We start from the raw sequence: 15,941 nt of genomic DNA on the forward strand, positions 1-15,941 counted from the left end.
CCGAGGAGCGACGGGTGGGGCTCGGCGTGGGCCGGGGACGGCTCTTGGTCGCGGTGTCGTGACGAGCGGGGGCCCGGAGGGTCCCCCTAGGAGCGACGGGTGGGGCTCGGCGTGGGCCGGGGACGGCTCTTGGTCGCGGTGTCGTCCGGAGGACGACGGTGTCACTGTGGGAGACGTGCCACATGCGGCGGGGACGCCGCGCGGCGGGACGGAGCGGTCCGGCACCGCCGGTACCCTCGGCCACTATGTGCGGAATCGTGGGTTACGTCGGTCCCAGGGACGCGCTGGGCGTCGTCCTCGACGGCTTGCGCCGGCTCGAGTACCGGGGGTACGACTCCGCGGGCGTGGCCGTCCTGTCCGACGGTGCGCTGCACTGCTCCAAGAAGGCCGGCAAGCTCGCCAACCTGGAGAAGCAGCTGGCCGAGGAGCCGGTGCCCGCCGGCACGGTCGGCATCGGGCACACCCGGTGGGCCACGCACGGCGGCCCGACCGACCGGAACGCCCATCCGCACGCGTCGGCCGACGGCTCGGTGGCCGTCATCCACAACGGGATCATCGAGAACTTCGCCGTCCTGCGGGCCGAGTGCGAGGCCACCGGGATCGAGTTCCGCTCCGAGACCGACACCGAGGTCGCCGCCCACCTTCTGGCCGCCGCCTACGACCAGGCCCCGGCGGGGCCCGGCCGGCTGGCCGAGGCGATGCGCGCGGTGTGCCGCCGGCTGCAGGGTGCGTTCACCCTCGTCGCCTCGCACGCGGCCGAGCCCGACACGCTGGTCGCGGCCCGGCGCAGCAGCCCGCTGGTCGTCGGCGTCGGCGACGGCGAGTACTTCCTCGGCTCCGACGTCGCCGCCTTCATCGCGCACACCCGCGAGGCGCGCGAGCTCGGCCAGGACCAGGTCGTCGAGATCGACCGCCAGCGCGGGCTGACCGTCACCGACTTCTCCGGCGCCGCCGTGGAGCCGAAGGCGTACACCGTCGACTGGGACGCCGCGGCCGCCGAGAAGGGCGGATACCCCTGGTTCATGCTCAAGGAGATCGCCGAGCAGCCACAGGCGATCGCCGACACCCTGCTCGGCCGGCTGGGCGCGCAGGGTGAGCTGGTCCTCGACGAGGTCCGCCTCTCCGACCAGGAGCTGCGCGACATCGACAAGGTCTTCGTGGTCGCCTGCGGCACCGCCTACCACGCCGGCCTGATCGCCAAGTACGCGATCGAGCACTGGACCCGCATCCCGGTCGAGGTCGAGCTGGCCAGCGAGTTCCGGTACCGCGACCCCGTGCTCGACCGCTCCACCCTCGTGGTGGTCGTCAGCCAGTCGGGCGAGACCATGGACACCCTCATGGCGCTGCGGCACGCGAAGGACCAGAAGGCCCGTGTGCTGGCCATCTGCAACGCCAACGGCTCGACGATCCCGCGCGAGTCCGACGCGGTCCTCTACACGCACGCGGGACCCGAGGTCGCCGTCGCCTCCACCAAGGGCTTCCTCACCCAGCTGGTGGCCTGTTACCTGGTCGGGCTCTTCCTCGCCCAGGTGCGGGGCATCAAGTACGAGGACGAGGTCGCCTCGGTCGTCGCCGACCTGCGCCGGCTGCCCGACGCGGTGACGACGGTGCTCGAGCAGATGGAGCCGGTCCGCGAGCTGGCGCGCTCGCTGGCCGAGGCCGACCGGATGCTGTTCCTCGGCCGGCACGTGAGCTTCCCGGTGGCGCTCGAGGGCGCCCTCAAGCTCAAGGAGCTGGCCTACATCCACGCCGAGGGCTTCGCCGCCGGCGAGCTCAAGCACGGCCCGATCGCGGTCATCGACGAGGGCACGCCGGTCGTGGTCGTCGTCCCCCCGCGGGCCCGCGACCTGCTCCACGGCAAGGTCGTCTCCAACATCCAGGAGGTGCGCGCCCGCGGTGCGCGCACCGTCGTCATCGCCGAGGAGGGCGACGAGGACGTCGTCCCCTACGCCGACCACGTGATCCGCGTGCCGCGCACGCCGACGCTGCTGGCGCCGGTGGTCACCACGGTGCCGCTGCAGGTGCTGGCCTGCGAGATCGCCGACACCCGGGGTCTGGACGTCGACCAGCCGCGCAACCTGGCCAAGAGCGTCACCGTCGAGTAGAAGGACCCCGCGTCCCCCCATCCCTCGCACGCTCGGGCGGGGCCCTGACGCGGGGCCGTTCCAGCACGTCGCCACGCTCGGCGCGGGCCCTGGAGGGCGGCCGTCCCAGCAACTCCGCCCGGCGCACGGCAGACTGGCCGGCGTGATCATCGGGGTGGGCATCGACGTCGTGCCGGTCGACCGCTTCGCTGAGTCGCTGGTCCGCACGCCGGGCCTGCGGAACCGGCTGTTCACCGCCTCCGAGCAGGAGACGCCGGCGGGAGGGCAACGCACCGGCGAGTCGCTGGCTGCGCGCTTCGCCGCCAAGGAAGCGGTCGCCAAGGCCCTCGGCGCCCCTGGCGACCTGCACTGGCACGACGCCGAGGTGACCGTCGGCGAGCACGGCCGGCCGCACCTGGAGATCCGCGGGACGGTGGCCGGGCGGGCGGCCCAGCTGGGCGTCACCTCGTGGCACATCTCCATGAGCCACGACGGGGGCATCGCCTCGGCCGTGGTCGTCGCGGAGGGCTTCGGGCGGGGCGACGACGCGTGAGGGGCCTGTTCACCGCCGACCAGGTGCGGGCCGCCGAGGAGCCGGTGCTCGCCCGGACCCGCGAGGGGCTGCTCATGCAGCGCGCCGCGACCGGCCTGGCCGCGGTCTGCCTCCGGCTGCTCGGCCGCGCGCACGGCGTCCGGGTGGTGCTGCTCGTCGGCGCCGGCAGCAACGGCGGCGACGCCCTCTTCGCCGGGGCGCACCTGGCGCACCGCGGCGCCCGTGTCGACGCGGTCCTGCTCGCCCCCGACCGCGCGCACGCGGCCGGCCTGGCCGCGCTGCGACGGGCGGGCGGCCGGATCGCCCCGGACGGCGCCGTGCTGGACCGTGCCGACCTCGTGCTCGACGGCGTCGTCGGCATCGGCGGCTCCGGAGGGCTGCGCCCCGGGGCGGCCGCTCTCGCGGAGCGGGCGGCCCGCGGCCCGGGGCTGGTGGTCGCCGTCGACGTGCCGAGCGGCGTCGACGCCTCCACCGGGGCGGTGCCCGGCGCGGCCGTCATGGCGCAGCACACGGTCACCTTCGGCGCGGTCAAGATCGGTCTGGTCGTCGGTGCCGGGCGCGCGCACGCCGGCGCCGTGCACCTGGTCGACATCGGGCTGGCCGACGAGCTGCCCGAGCCGCACGCCTTCCAGCTGACCGACGCCGACGTCGCCGCCCGCCTCCCGCTGCCCGACGCCGGCGACGACAAGTACTCGCAGGGCGTGGTCGGCGTCGTCGCCGGGTCGGCGACCTACCCGGGGGCCGGCGTGCTGTGCACCGGCGCCGCGCTGCGCACCCGGCCGGGCCTGGTGCGCTACGCCGGGACGGCGGCCGACGGCGTCCGGGCCGCCTGGCCCGAGGCGATCGTCACCGGCGGACGGCCCGGTGACGCCGGGCGGGTGCAGGCCTGGGTGGTCGGACCCGGCATGGGCACGGACGACGACGCGCGCAGCGTGCTGGCCGAGGTGCTGGCCACCGATCTGCCCGTCCTGGTCGACGCCGACGGCCTGACGCTGACCGCGGACGACCCCGCCCTGGTGCGCGACCGGGACGCGCCCACGGTGCTGACCCCGCACGACCGGGAGTTCGCCCGCTTCGGGATCGGTGGGGACGCCGGGACCGGCGGGGACGGCGGGCTCGGTCGCGGTGGGGTGGGCCCCGACCGGGTGGCCGCCGCCCGCCGGCTGGCCGCCGAGCTGGGGGCGGTCGTCCTGCTCAAGGGCGACGCCACCGTCGTGGCCGACGCCGGGGGGCGCACGTACGTCAACGGCACTGGCACCCCGTGGCTGGCCACGGCGGGCACCGGTGACGTGCTCTCCGGCGTGATCGGGGCGCTGCTGGCCGCCGGCCTGCCGGCGGTCGAGGCGGCGGCCGCCGGGGCCCACCTGCACGGCCGCGCCGGCCGCATCGCGGCCGCGGACGGGCCCTTCGTCGCCGGCGATCTGGTCCACCGGCTGCCGGCGGCGGTGGCCCGGGTGCGCGCCGCCACCGGCCCGGGAGACGGGCGGCCGGCGGTGCGCCTGCCAGACTCGGGTCCGTGACGAACCCTGCGACGCGGGCCGCGACACCGGCGCCCCGGGCGGAGGTCGTCGTCGACCTCGACGCGATCGCGGCCAACACCGCCGTCCTGCGGGAGCGGGTCGGCCGGCCGCTCATGGCGGTGGTGAAGGCCGACGGGTACGGGCACGGCCTGGTGCCGGCCGCCCGGGCGGTGCTGGCCGGCGGCGCCGACATGCTCGGGGTGGCGCTGCTCGACGAGGCGCTGGCGTTGCGCGCGGCCGGCATCCGCGCCCCCCTGCTGGCCTGGCTCCACAACCCGGGCACCGATTTCGCGCCGGCACTGGACGCCGACGTCGAGGTCTCGGTCAACGCCGAGTGGGGGCTGGCCGAGGTGGTCGCCGGCGCGCGGGCCACCGGGCGGCCGGCGCGCCTGCACCTCTTCGTCGACACCGGGCTCTCCCGGGAGGGCGCGACGATGGCCGACTGGCCGGGGCTGGTGTCGGCCGCGGTGCGCGCCCAGGCCGAGGGGCACGTCACCGTCGTCGGGCTGTGGAGCCACATGGCCTACGCCGACGCCCCCACGCACCCCACCATCGGCGCGCAGGTGCGGGTCTTCGACGAGGCGGTCGCCGTCGCCAGGAGCGCCGGGCTCACCGACGCACGCCTGCACCTGGCCAACTCGGCGGCCACGGTGGCCCTGCCGGAGACCTGGTACGACATGGTCCGCCCCGGCGTGGCCCTCTACGGCCTCGATCCGCTGGGTGGGAACGCCGCGGACCACGGGCTGCGCCCGGCGATGACCGTGCGGGCGGGCGTGGCGCTGGTGAAGCGGGTGCGCGCCGGCGTCGGCGTCTCCTACGGGCACACCTACGCCCCGGAGCGGGAGACGACCCTCGCGCTCGTCCCCGTCGGCTACGCCGACGGGGTGCCGCGGGCGGCGGGCAACCGCGCTCCCGTGCTCGTCGGGGGTGCCCGGCGCACCATCGCCGGCCGCGTCTGCATGGACCAGTTCGTGCTCGACGTCGGCGACGCGCCCGTCGCGGCCGGCGACGAGGTGGTGCTGTGGGGCCCGGGCGACCGCGGCGAGCCGACCGCGCAGGACTGGGCCGACGCGGTCGACACGATCCACTACGAGCTGGTCACCCGGATCGGCGGCCGGTTCACCCGCCGGTACGTCGGCTCGGCGGGGGCGGTGTGAGCCCGCGGGGGCGCAGCTCCGGCGGGAGTGGCTCGCACCGGAAGCGCAACGCCGGCATCATCGGCGCGGTCGTCGGCCTGGCGGCCGCCGGCACGGCGGTCGGCGTCGCGGTCACCCGGACGGCGGCCCGTCGCGTCCGGGCGGGAGAGCTGGGCACCGGACGCCGGGGTGCCGGCGCCGCGGCGCTCGAGCAGCGGCTGCGCGAGGAGGATCCGCTCGGTCCGTCCGCCCGCTCGGCCGACCGCACGGTCCGGGTGCCGGCCGACGACGGCGTGCTGCTGTCGGTGGAGGAGATCGGACCCCTCGACGCGCCGCTGACCGTGGTCTTCGTGCACGGGTACACGCTGTCGATGGCGTCGTGGGCCTTCCAGCGCCGGACCCTGGCCGCCGAGCTGGCCACGGCCAACGGGCACCGGCCCGACGCCCGGCTGGTCTTCTTCGACCACCGCGGGCACGGCTCGTCCGGGCGGGGGTCGGCGGATCGCTCGACGATCAGGCAGCTGGCCGCCGACCTGGCGACCGTGCTGGAGGCGCGGGTGCCGCACGGGCCGGTCGTGCTCGTGGGGCACTCGATGGGCGGCATGACGATCATGGGGCTGGCCGCCGTCCGCCCCGAGCTGTTCGGCTCCAAGGTCGTCGCCGCTGCGCTGATCTCGACCTCCAGCGGCAACCTCGGCGACCTCGACTTCGGGCTGCCCGACCTGCTCACCCGGGTCCGGGCGGCGGTCTTCCCCCTTGCGGCGTGGACGATGCGCCGCCGCCCGGCGCTGGCCGAGCGGACCCGGCGGCTCGCCCGCGACCTGCTGTCGGCGATCACCCGCGCCTTCTCGTTCGCCTCCGAGGTCGATCCGGCGCTGGTCCGTTACGTCGACGCGATGATCGCCGGCACCCCGGTCGACGTCATCGCGGAGTTCTACCCGGCCATCGCCGGGCTGGACGAGACCGGCTCGCTGGAGCCGCTGCGGCGGGTCCCCGTGCTGGTGCTGACCGGCGACAAGGACCGGCTGATCCCGCCCGCGCACAGCGAGCGGATCATCGAGCTGCTCGACGGGAGGGCGGAGCACGTCGTCGTCCCGGACGCCGGTCACCTCGTGCCGCTGGAACGCCCGGACGAGGTGACCGCGGCGCTGACCCGCCTGCTGCGCCGGGTGACCGCCGCGTCCTGAGCCCCGACCGGCCCGCGCGCCGTCCGACCGGGGTCCGTAGGGTGCCGCCGTGGCCGCTCCCCGTCCGCCCCGGTTCGACGCGGCCGCCGCCGGGGTGGCGGCCGCGGCCGACGCCGCGGCCGACTGGGCGGCGCTCGCCGCCGCCGCCCGGCCGTGCGTCGCCTGCCCGGAGCTGGCCGCCAGCCGCACCCACGTCGTGGTCGGCGACGTGCCCGCGGTCGGACGTCCCCGGCTGGCCCTCGTCGGTGAGGCGCCGGGGGCCCAGGAGGACCTGACCGGCCGGCCGTTCGTCGGGCGGTCGGGCGCGCTGCTCGACCAGCTGCTCGCCGAGGCCGGCCTGGACCGGGCCGAGGCGGCGGTGCTCAACGTCGTCAAGTGCCGCCCGCCCGGCAACCGGACGCCGAAGACGCCGGAGGTCGCCCGCTGCAGCGGCTGGCTGCGCCGCCAGCTGGAGCTGCTCGACCCGCCCGTGGTGGTGGCGCTGGGCCTGTCGGCGGCGAGGTGGTTCCTCGGCCCGCGCACGGTGCTGGCCGACGTGCGGGGTCAGCCGCACGAGATCGGCGGGCGGGCGGTGTGGGCCACCTACCACCCGTCCGCAGCCATCCGGTTCGGTCCCGCCGGCGCCCCTCGCGCCGGGTTGCTCGCCGACCTGATCGCCGTCGCGGAGTCCCTGCGGTGAAGCGCGCGCACGTCCTGGCCACCGTCGAGGACACCCGGGCCCTGGGGGAGGAGCTCGCCGGGCTGCTCCGGCCCGGCGACCTCGTCGTCCTGGTCGGGCCGCTGGGTGCCGGCAAGACGGCGCTCACCCAGGGCATCGGCGCGGCCCTCGGCGTCCGCGAGCCGGTCACCTCGCCCACCTTCGTCATCGCCCGGGTGCACCGCGGTGGCCGCCTGCCGCTGGTGCACGCCGACGCCTACCGGCTGGGCTCGGTCGCCGACGTCGACGACCTGGACCTCGACGCCTCCACCGCCGAGTCGGTCACCGTCGTCGAGTGGGGCGAGGGTCTGGTCGAGCAGCTAGCCGACGAGCACCTCCGCGTCGAGCTGGACCGGCGCGACGACGACGTCCGCACCGCGGAGCTCGTGCCGCACGGCCCGTCCTGGGAGGCGCGGCTGGACGCCGGCTGACCAGCGGGGCGCGCGCCGGCCGGCGCCGTCTCACAGGGCGGTGAGCAGCTCGACGTCCCGGCCGTCGGCCAGGGCAACCAGTCCGGTGTCGAAGGTGACGACGCGCGTGCCGCGGCGACGGGCCAGGGTCAGCAGGTGGGCACCGGTCACCTGCCGGTGCCCGGACAACGCGGGCACGTCTCCGTCGGTCATGGAGACGTCGTCGCGGAGGAAGCGGTGGCGACCGGCCGCACGGAGCGCTCCGAGCACGTGGCGCGCAGCGGCGGTCCCGATGGGGCTCGGCAGAACCGCCGGGTTGGACGCGACGCGCACGAACCCGCTCTCGGTCAGGGGGCACGTCGCCCAGCCGCCCGAGCCGTTGGCGGCGAACCACCGCCGGATCGCGACGTGGTGGACGTGCGAGTCCCACGCCAGCGCCACGAGGGCGTTGACGTCGAGCAGCACCACGCCGGCGTCAGCCCTCGTCGAGCGCCCGGGCAACCATCGCGGGCGTGATCGGCGGTGTGCCGGCCGGTACCCGGATGACCGGGAGCCCGTCCTCGCTCTCGACCCGGGCCGGCGTGAGACCGCGACGAGCGAGCTCGGAGATGACCGCACCGATCGAGCGACGATGCTGCACGGCCAGTTCCCGGGCGGCCGCGAGCACGTCGTCGTCGACGTCCAGAGTGGTGCGCACACGATGATGCTAGCGCATCACCGCATCACCGCACGGGTGGTGGAGGGGATCACTACGCTGGGCGGTCGTGCTCGTCCTCGCTCTCGACACCGCCACGCCGACGCTGGTCGCCGGCGTGGCGCGGCGCACGGACGGCGCGGTCGAGGTGCTCGCCGAGCGGGCGCTGCCCTCCGGCACGCGGCACGCCGAGCTGCTCACCCCTGCGGTGCGGACGGCGCTCGCCGACGCGGGGGCGGCGTTGGCCGACGTGGACGCGATCGTCGTGGGACTCGGGCCGGGCCCGTTCACCGGGCTGCGGGTCGGGGTGGTCACCGCCGCGGCGCTCGCCGACGCGTGCGGAGTGCCGGTCGTCGGTGTCTGCTCGCTCGACGCCGTCGGCGCCGGGGCGCGCACCGTGGTCACCGACGCCCGCCGCCGGGAGGTCTACTGGGCCCGCTACGACGGCGAGGGGCGGCGCGTCGACGGACCGGGTGTCGCCCGCCCGTCCGACCTCGCCCGGGACCTCGCCCGGGACCTCGCCCGGGACCTCGCCCGTGACCTCGCCGTCCCGGGCCCGTACGTCGGCGATCCGGCGTTCGCCGACCGGCTCGGCGAGCCGGTCACGGCGGCCGACGTGACGACGGCCGGGCTGCTGCGCGCGGCGGCGGCCCAGCTGGCCGATCCGTCGTCCGCCCCGCCGCTGGTGCCGCTCTACCTGCGCCGTCCGGACGCCGTGCCGCCCGGTGGCAGCAAGCCGGCCACCCAGCCGGCCGCGCCGTCGGGACACCGACCGTGAGCGTGCGGCTGCGGACCATGACGGTGGACGACCTGCCCGCCGTCCTCCCGCTGGAGGAGGACCTGTTCGCCCCCGACACGTGGTCGGCGGCGATGTACCGCGACGAGCTGGTGCGCACCGACACCCGGCACTACCTCGTCGCCGAGAACGGCACGGGCGTCGTCGGCTGGGCCGGGCTGATCGCCTACGACGACGAGGCGCACGTCTCGACCATCGGCGTGGCCCGCGACCGGCAGGGCGAGGGCATCGGTGCCCGGCTGCTCGACGCGCTGCTGGCCGAGGCCGACCGGCGCAGCCCCGTGGTGCTGCTGGAGGTCCGTGCCGACAACGACGTGGCGCTGGAGATGTACCGGCGCCGCGGGTTCACCGAGATCGGCCGGCGGCCGCGGTACTACCAGCCGAGCGGGACCGACGCGGTCGTCATGAAGCGGGAGCGGGGCCCCCGCGTGGACGGGGACCTTCCCGCGGGAGCGGGTGAGGGCACTGGCTGACGAGCCGCTGGTCCTGGGCTTCGAGACCTCCTGCGACGAGACGGGGGTCGGCCTGGTGCGCGGGCGCACGCTGCTCGCCGACGCGCTGGCCACCTCCGTCGACGAGCACGAGCGCTTCGGCGGGGTGGTGCCCGAGATCGCCTCGCGGGCGCACCTGGAGGCGATGGTGCCGACCGTCCACCGAGCGCTGGCCGACGCGGGGGTGTCGGCGTCCGACGTCGACGCCGTGGCCGTGACCTCCGGTCCGGGGCTGACCGGGGCGTTGCTGGTCGGCGTCGCCGCGGCGAAGGCGTACGCGCTCGCGCTCGACGTGCCGCTGTACGGGGTGAACCACCTGGCCGCGCACGTCGCGGTCGACGAGCTGCAGCACGGCCGGCTGGCCGAGCCGTCGATCGCGCTGCTGGTGTCCGGCGGGCACAGCTCGCTGCTGCTGGTGCCCGACCTGGCGCGCGAGGTCACCTCGCTGGGCCGCACGGTCGACGACGCGGCGGGGGAGGCCTTCGACAAGGTGGCCCGCGTGCTCGGCCTGCCCTTCCCGGGCGGGCCGCCGATCGACCGGGCGGCGCGGGAGGGCGACCCGGACGCGATCGCCTTCCCGCGGGGCATGACCGGCCCCCGCGACGCCCCCTTCGACTTCTCGTTCTCCGGCCTCAAGACCGCGGTCGCGCGCTGGGTGGAGGCGCGGCAACGGGCGGGCGAGCCGGTGCCGGTGGCCGACGTCGCGGCGTCCTTCCAGGAGGCGGTCGCCGACGTGCTCACCGCGAAGGCGGTCCGGGCCTGCCGCGAGCACGGCGTCGACCACCTGGTGCTCGGCGGTGGAGTGGCCGCCAACTCGCGGCTGCGGGCACTGGCCGAGGAGCGCTGCGCCGCGGCCGGCCTCGTGCTGCGGGTACCCAGCCCGCGGCTGTGCACCGACAACGGCGCCATGGTGGCCGCGCTCGGTTCCCGGCTGGTGGCCGCCGGCGTCGCGCCGTCGTCGCCCGATCTCGGCGCCGACAGCTCCCTGCCGATCGACGTCGTCCGCGGCTGATGCGGAGTGCGAGAGCGCAGGTTTCCTGCCCTCTCACGCTCCGTGCGGCGGATCGCAGACGAGGGCGGTCGGCGCGCCGGCGACCCGGGTGACGACGACGACGGCGCGCCCGTCCCCGTCGCCCCGCAACTGGCGGGCCAGGGTCTCCGGCTCGACCGGCGAGCCGCGCTTCTTCACCGTCACCCGGCCGATCCCGCGCGCCCGCAATTCGGCGCGCAGCCGCTTGACGCCGAACGGCAGCACCTCGGCCACCCGGTAGGAGGTGACCCACGGGTCGTCCGCAGGCGCGTCGGAGGTGAGGTAGGCGATCGTCGGGTCGACCAGCGTGGCGCCGAGCGCGTCGGCGACCAGGGCGACCAGGCCGGAGCGGATGGCCGCCGCATCCGGCTCGTGCAGCCAACCGCGCACCGGCCCGGTGGGCGCCGGGCCCGGGTCGGTGGGGGCGGCCAGCTCGTGCACGTGCCCGCCGCGGTCGACCAGCGTCGCCCGCCGCGCGACGGTGGCCAGCCCGGGCGCCCAGAGCAGCGCCTCGGCGATCGAGCCGCCGACCGACACCCATTCCGCCTCGACGCCCGCCGGCACCCTGTCGTGATCGAGCCCCGGTGCCACCTTGACCACCGCGGCCGGCACCCGGTCGAGCAGCGCGGTCACCGTCGACCAGGGCGGTGACCAGCGGTCGGGATCCGGCTGCCGCCGCCCCTCGGCCCGTCGCGCGGGGTCCAGCGTCGCCGCCGGGCAGCCGCCGACGCGCCCGTCCGAGGCGGCCGCGACGAGGTCGACGGCGTCGGCGTCCGACACCCGCACCCGGGCGGCCAGGCCGAGGGCCGCCGCGTTCGCGGCGGTGAGCGCCCGCGCCACCGGGTCCCGGTCGACGGCGAGCACCGTCGCACCGGCGCGGGCCAGGGCGATCGCGTCGGTGCCGGCGCCGCAACCCAGGTCGGCGGCCGGGCCCGGCACGTCGGTCAGCAGCCGCGTGGCCCGCCGGGCGGCCAGCTCCGGCCGCCCGGCCTGCTCGAGCGTCTCGGCGGTCAGGAACAGGACGTCGGCGTCCGCACCGAACGCCGGCCGCGCCCGTGCCCGCAGCCGCGCCAGCTCCCAGGCCGGGCCCGCGTGCCCGGCGCCGACCTCGGCCCGCAACCGGGCCAGCCCGCCGACCAGGTCGGCGCCCTCCCGCTGCAGGTCGGCGGCGCGTGCGACGGCCGCTGCGCCGTCGGCCGAGCGCAGCCAGCCGATGTCCTCGACGGTGGCGCTCACCAGCGAGAAGCTACGGCAGGAGCGGCTCCGGGACCCCGGTTGAGTGGTTGGCACTCTCCTGGGTAGAGTGCCAATCGACACGGGCAGGTGCCTGACCCCCGCGACGGCAGGCGCCGCCTCCGTGCCACAGCATCAGCACCACTACCCAGCCGTCCGATCCCGAAGGGGGCGTCACCGCTGTGACGACCGCTACCAAGGTCACCATCAAGCCGCTGGAGGACCGGGTCGTGGTCCAGGCCAACGAGGCCGAGACCACCACCGCCTCCGGCCTGGTCATCCCGGACACCGCCAAGGAGAAGCCCCAGGAGGGCACCGTCATCGCTGTCGGCCCCGGCCGCGTCGACGACAACGGCAACCGCGTCCCGCTCGACGTCAAGGTCGGCGACGTGGTCATCTACTCGAAGTACGGCGGCACCGAGGTCAAGTACGGCGGCGAGGACTACCTCGTGCTCTCGGCCCGCGACCTGCTGGCCGTCGTGGAGAAGTAGGAGGACCCCGAGAAGGACCTCGTCCTCCTCATCCCTCGCACGCTCGGGACGAGCCTCTGGACGAGGCCGTTCCCGTGCGTCACCAGGCCGCCCCGGCGACCCGACCACCGGGTCCCGGGGCGGTCGTCGTCCCGCTCCTGAACGTCCACCCGAAGAGGCAGGGCATGGCCAAGATCATCAAGTTCAACGAGGACGCCCGCCGTTCGCTCGAGCGCGGCGTCGACAAGCTGGCCGACACGGTCAAGGTGACCCTCGGCCCGCGTGGGCGCAACGTCGTCCTCGACAAGAAGTTCGGCGTCCCGACCATCACCAACGACGGCGTCACCATCGCCCGCGAGGTCGAGCTCGACGACCCGTACGAGAACCTCGGTGCGCAGCTGGCCAAGAACGTCGCCACCAAGACCAACGACGTGGCCGGCGACGGCACCACCACCGCCACCGTGCTGGCCCAGGCGCTGGTGCACGAGGGCATGCGGAACGTCGCCGCGGGCGCCAACCCGATGGCGCTGGGCCGGGGGATGCGCGCCGCGGTCGACGCGGTGCACGCCGCGCTCGACCGGGTCGCCACGCCGGTCGACGACCGCGCCTCCATCGCCGGCGTCGCCACCATCTCCGCGCAGGACGCCGAGGTCGGCCAGCTGATCGCCGAGGCGATGGACAAGGTCGGCCGCGACGGCGTGATCACCGTCGAGGAGAGCACCACCCTCTCCACCGAGCTCGACGTCACCGAGGGCGTGCAGTTCGACAAGGGCTACCTCTCGCCCTACTTCGTCACCGACACCGAGGCCATGGAGGCCGTCCTCGACGACGCCCTCGTGCTGCTGGTGAGCGGCAAGGTCAGCGCCCTGGCCGACCTGCTGCCGCTGCTGGAGAAGGTGCTCGGCAGCGGTGCCCGCCCGCTGCTCATCGTGGCCGAGGACGTCGAGGGTGAGGCGCTGTCCACGCTGGTCGTCAACTCGATCCGCAGGACGATCAAGGTGGTCGCGGTCAAGTCGCCCTACTTCGGCGACCGGCGCAAGGCCTTCATGACCGACCTGGCGATCGTCACCGGCGGCCAGGTGGTCAGCGAGGACGTCGGACTCACGCTCGACGGCGTGGGCCTGGAGGTGCTCGGCACCGCCCGCCGGGTCACCGTCGACAAGGACACCACCACCATCGTGGACGGCGGCGGGACGTCGGAGGCGATCAGCGACCGGATCGCGCAGATCCGACGCGAGATCGAGGCCACCGACTCCGACTGGGACCGGGAGAAGCTGCAGGAGCGGCTGGCCAAGCTCTCCGGCGGCATCGGCGTCATCCGGGTCGGCGCGGCCACCGAGGTGGAGCTCAAGGAGCGCAAGCACCGCATCGAGGACGCGATCGCGGCCACCAAGGCGGCCGTCGAGGAGGGCGTCATCCCGGGCGGCGGCTCCGCGCTCGTGCACGCCGCCGCCGCGATCGACGACCTGTCGCTCGAGGGCGACGAGCTGACCGGCGCCCGTTCCGTCCGTCGGGCGCTGGACGCCCCCCTGGTCCGCATCGCCGACAACGCCGGGCTCGAGGGGCGGGTCGTCGTCAGCAAGGTGCGCGAGCTGGGCGCGGGCAAGGGCTTCAACGCCGAGACCGGCGAGTACGGCGACCTGCTCGAGGACGGCGTCCTCGACCCGGTGAAGGTCACCAAGGCCGCGCTGGGCAACGCCGCCTCGATCGCCGCGATGGTGCTGACCACCGACTCGGCCGTCGTCGAGGCGCCCGAGGAGGAGCCGGCCGGCGCCGGGCACCACACCCACGGTCACTCGCACGGCCACGGCCACCACCACTGAAGAAGGACCACTCCGGCCTGACCTGCTCCCGGGGCCCGGCCCGAGCTCGCGAGGGTCGGGGAGGAGCACCTCCTTTCTCCCGCTAGCTCGGCGCGGGCCCCTGACGGGTGGCCGTTCCGGCACGTCACACGACGAGGGCCGGTCCAGCAACTGCTGGACCGGCCCTCGTCGTCCGTCGGGCTGGTGCCTCAGACCCCCGCGGCGAGCGCGGCGGGCTCCGAGGCGATCAGCCGCGCGCGCTCCTCCTCGCTCATGCCGCCCCACACGCCGTAGGGCTCGCGGACCGACAGCGCGTGCTTGAGGCAGGCCTCGATGACCGGGCACGTGGCGCAGACCGCCTTGGCCGCGGCCTGGCGTCGCGCCCGGGCCGGGCCGCGCTCGCCGTCCGGGTGGAAGAAGAGGGACGTGCTCTCGCCACGGCAGGCGCCGTGGAGCTGCCAGTCCCAGACCTCGGCGACGGGCGTCGGGAGTCTGCGGATGTCGGCCATTACGGACCTCCTCGGCTCGGGGCGCCACACCGGGGCGGGGTGTCCGGCGGCAAGGGGGCCGGTGCCCGAGGTCCTCCACCCTCAAACACGTCGTGATCGCAACTTTTCGCGCTCGTCCCGCTCTCACCCCCGGGGGTGAGAGCGGCTGTCCTCCGCGCCTGCAGTCGATCAAGGTGGGAACCGGTCGTGCCGAAGTCGCGCAGGGGAGCCCTGCCGTGACGGAGAGCAACGGCAGCGCACAGGCGACGGGGCGCCGACCCGTACGGCACCCGGCCGGGACATCCCGGTCGGGTCGGACCCGTCGGTGTGCCGACACGGGGAACGAGGAGCAGGCGTGATCGACAACAGGCTGCGCAGTGCGGGCGTCGCGGGCGCCACCGTCTGGGTGTACGACGAGCGTCGCAGGGTCCGGGACGACGTCGCCGCCCGGCTGGTCGCCCTGCCGTTCGTGGGCCGCGTGGAGGTGGTCGGGGACGTCGCGTCGCTGACCTCGCGCCTGGCCATCCGGACCCCGGACGTCCTGCTCGTCGGCACGCAGCGCGCCCTCGACAACGGCCTCGCCGCGGCGACCCAGGTGCTGCGCGCCCACCCCCACCTGCCGGTCCTCGTGCTCGGCGCACCCGACGACGCCGACAGCGTCCGGGCCGCCGTCGCCGTCGGTGCCCGCGGCTACCTCCGCTGGGACGCCACGCAGGTCGAGATGGGCCTGGGGCTGTCGCGGGTCGGCTTGCGCGCCGACGGCCGTGTGCCGCACGCCGGCCCGCCCCGGAGCCTGCAGCCGGGCCGTCCCGGTCAGCCCGGCGTCGGATACCCCGGCGGCGTCCCGGCCTGGAGCGGTGCCGCGCCGCTCGCCGGCGTCCAGCCGACGACGGTGCGCTCCACCGTCCGCGAGCCCTCGGGCGTGGCGCTGTCGATGCGCGAGATGCAGGTGCTCACGGGCATGAGCCAGGGCAAGAGCAACGCCCAGATCGGCCGCGAGCTCTTCCTGTCCGAGGACACCATCAAGACCCACGCCCGGCGGCTGTTCCGCAAGCTGGGCGCCAAGGACCGCGCCGAGGCGGTGGCCACCGGCTTCCGCCGCGGCATGATGACGTGATCACTGCGGTCCTCCGGACCGCACCGTCCCGCACACGTCGGAGCCCTCTCCCGCACAGGGGAGAGGGCTCTCGCGTGTCCCGCCTGCTCAGGTGGCGGTAGGTCGTGATCGAGTGGGGGCCCGGAGGGTCCCCCGAGGAACGACGGCAGCGGCTCGGGCGAACCGGGGCACGGCACGTGGTGGCGGTGGGTCGTGATCGAGTGGGGGCCCGGAGGGTCCCCCGAGGAACGACG

At 75.8% G+C, this 15,941-nt stretch carries 17 protein-coding genes; 13 read left to right on the plus strand and 4 right to left on the minus strand.

Annotated features, from left to right (window positions below):
- Positions 1-245 precede the first annotated feature (245 nt).
- The 7 genes from glmS (at position 246) to tsaE (ending at position 7,608) form a co-directional block, all read left to right on the plus strand.
- Positions 246-2,105, plus strand: coding sequence for a glutamine--fructose-6-phosphate transaminase (isomerizing) (gene glmS / locus OF117_RS03635; protein WP_263551441.1), 1,860 nt, complete (start codon positions 246-248; stop codon positions 2,103-2,105).
- A 142-nt stretch (positions 2,106-2,247) separates the two neighbouring features.
- Positions 2,248-2,637 carry a holo-ACP synthase gene (locus tag OF117_RS03640; RefSeq protein ID WP_263551442.1) on the plus strand — a complete coding sequence of 130 codons (390 nt, stop codon included), beginning with the start codon at positions 2,248-2,250 and terminating at the stop codon, positions 2,635-2,637.
- Complete coding sequence (locus OF117_RS03645; RefSeq protein WP_263551443.1) at positions 2,634-4,157, plus strand: NAD(P)H-hydrate dehydratase; 1,524 nt, start codon at positions 2,634-2,636, stop codon at positions 4,155-4,157. The genes OF117_RS03640 and OF117_RS03645 overlap by 4 nt, the downstream gene beginning before the upstream one ends.
- Complete coding sequence (gene alr, locus OF117_RS03650) at positions 4,154-5,314, plus strand: alanine racemase (protein ID WP_263551444.1); 1,161 nt, start codon at positions 4,154-4,156, stop codon at positions 5,312-5,314. The genes OF117_RS03645 and alr overlap by 4 nt, the downstream gene beginning before the upstream one ends.
- Complete coding sequence (locus tag OF117_RS03655) at positions 5,311-6,480, plus strand: alpha/beta fold hydrolase (RefSeq protein WP_263551445.1); 1,170 nt, start codon at positions 5,311-5,313, stop codon at positions 6,478-6,480. Before alr ends, OF117_RS03655 begins: the two co-directional genes overlap by 4 nt.
- A gap of 49 nt (positions 6,481-6,529) precedes the next feature.
- Positions 6,530-7,159, plus strand: a complete 630-nt coding sequence (locus tag OF117_RS03660) for a uracil-DNA glycosylase (protein WP_263551446.1) — start codon at positions 6,530-6,532, stop codon at positions 7,157-7,159.
- Positions 7,156-7,608, plus strand: coding sequence for a tRNA (adenosine(37)-N6)-threonylcarbamoyltransferase complex ATPase subunit type 1 TsaE (gene tsaE / locus OF117_RS03665; protein WP_263551447.1), 453 nt, complete (start codon positions 7,156-7,158; stop codon positions 7,606-7,608). Before OF117_RS03660 ends, tsaE begins: the two co-directional genes overlap by 4 nt.
- Before the next feature lie 30 nt (positions 7,609-7,638).
- Here the strand turns inward: tsaE and OF117_RS03670 are convergent, their stop codons facing one another.
- Complete coding sequence (locus tag OF117_RS03670; RefSeq protein WP_263551448.1) at positions 7,639-8,055, minus strand: TA system VapC family ribonuclease toxin; 417 nt, start codon at positions 8,053-8,055, stop codon at positions 7,639-7,641.
- Between the two features lie 7 nt (positions 8,056-8,062).
- A complete protein-coding gene (locus tag OF117_RS03675) occupies positions 8,063-8,284 on the minus strand; it encodes an antitoxin (protein WP_263551449.1) in 222 nt (73 codons plus the stop codon).
- Positions 8,285-8,351: 67 nt separating this feature from the next.
- On the opposite strand from OF117_RS03675, the gene tsaB reads away from it, so the two are divergent.
- Genes tsaB through tsaD form a run of 3 tightly spaced genes read left to right on the plus strand, consistent with a single transcriptional unit; the run spans position 8,352 to position 10,580 of the window.
- Positions 8,352-9,059, plus strand: coding sequence for a tRNA (adenosine(37)-N6)-threonylcarbamoyltransferase complex dimerization subunit type 1 TsaB (tsaB, locus tag OF117_RS03680; protein WP_263551450.1), 708 nt, complete (start codon positions 8,352-8,354; stop codon positions 9,057-9,059).
- The gene (rimI, locus tag OF117_RS03685) at positions 9,056-9,550 is read left to right on the plus strand and encodes a ribosomal protein S18-alanine N-acetyltransferase (protein WP_263551451.1); all 495 of its coding nucleotides are present in this window, start codon (positions 9,056-9,058) and stop codon (positions 9,548-9,550) included. Before tsaB ends, rimI begins: the two co-directional genes overlap by 4 nt.
- A complete protein-coding gene (gene tsaD / locus OF117_RS03690) occupies positions 9,534-10,580 on the plus strand; it encodes a tRNA (adenosine(37)-N6)-threonylcarbamoyltransferase complex transferase subunit TsaD (RefSeq protein WP_263551452.1) in 1,047 nt (348 codons plus the stop codon). The genes rimI and tsaD overlap by 17 nt, the downstream gene beginning before the upstream one ends.
- A gap of 33 nt (positions 10,581-10,613) precedes the next feature.
- Here tsaD and OF117_RS03695 read toward each other — a convergent pair whose 3' ends face one another.
- The gene (locus OF117_RS03695) at positions 10,614-11,834 is read right to left on the minus strand and encodes a class I SAM-dependent methyltransferase (RefSeq protein ID WP_263551453.1); all 1,221 of its coding nucleotides are present in this window, start codon (positions 11,832-11,834) and stop codon (positions 10,614-10,616) included.
- Positions 11,835-12,013: 179 nt separating this feature from the next.
- Here OF117_RS03695 and groES point away from each other — a divergent pair, with 179 nt between their 5' ends.
- Both groES and groL read left to right on the plus strand, forming a co-directional pair.
- Complete coding sequence (groES, locus tag OF117_RS03700) at positions 12,014-12,322, plus strand: co-chaperone GroES (RefSeq protein ID WP_263551454.1); 309 nt, start codon at positions 12,014-12,016, stop codon at positions 12,320-12,322.
- Between the two features lie 164 nt (positions 12,323-12,486).
- The gene (groL, locus tag OF117_RS03705) at positions 12,487-14,124 is read left to right on the plus strand and encodes a chaperonin GroEL (protein WP_263551455.1); all 1,638 of its coding nucleotides are present in this window, start codon (positions 12,487-12,489) and stop codon (positions 14,122-14,124) included.
- A gap of 188 nt (positions 14,125-14,312) precedes the next feature.
- On the opposite strand, the gene OF117_RS03710 is transcribed toward groL, so the two are convergent.
- A complete protein-coding gene (locus OF117_RS03710; protein WP_263551456.1) occupies positions 14,313-14,612 on the minus strand; it encodes a WhiB family transcriptional regulator in 300 nt (99 codons plus the stop codon).
- Positions 14,613-14,946: 334 nt separating this feature from the next.
- On the opposite strand from OF117_RS03710, the gene OF117_RS03715 reads away from it, so the two are divergent.
- On the plus strand, positions 14,947-15,708 hold the full coding sequence (locus OF117_RS03715; protein WP_263551457.1) for a helix-turn-helix transcriptional regulator: 762 nt from the start codon (positions 14,947-14,949) through the stop codon (positions 15,706-15,708).
- The last annotated feature ends 233 nt before the right edge of the window (positions 15,709-15,941 follow it).

It is taken from the genome of Geodermatophilus sp. YIM 151500 (assembly GCF_025716945.1).
Taxonomy (GTDB): Bacteria; Actinomycetota; Actinomycetes; order Mycobacteriales; family Geodermatophilaceae; genus YIM-151500.

What these genes read in the sequence shown, in the direction of transcription:
- glmS (WP_263551441.1), top strand. Translation starts at nt 246, where the DNA reads ATGTGCGGAATCGTGGGTTACGTCGGTCCCAGGGACGCGCTGGGCGTC.
- groL (WP_263551455.1), top strand. Translation starts at nt 12,487, where the DNA reads ATGGCCAAGATCATCAAGTTCAACGAGGACGCCCGCCGTTCGCTCGAG.
- OF117_RS03710 (WP_263551456.1), bottom strand. Translation starts at nt 14,612, where the DNA reads ATGGCCGACATCCGCAGACTCCCGACGCCCGTCGCCGAGGTCTGGGAC.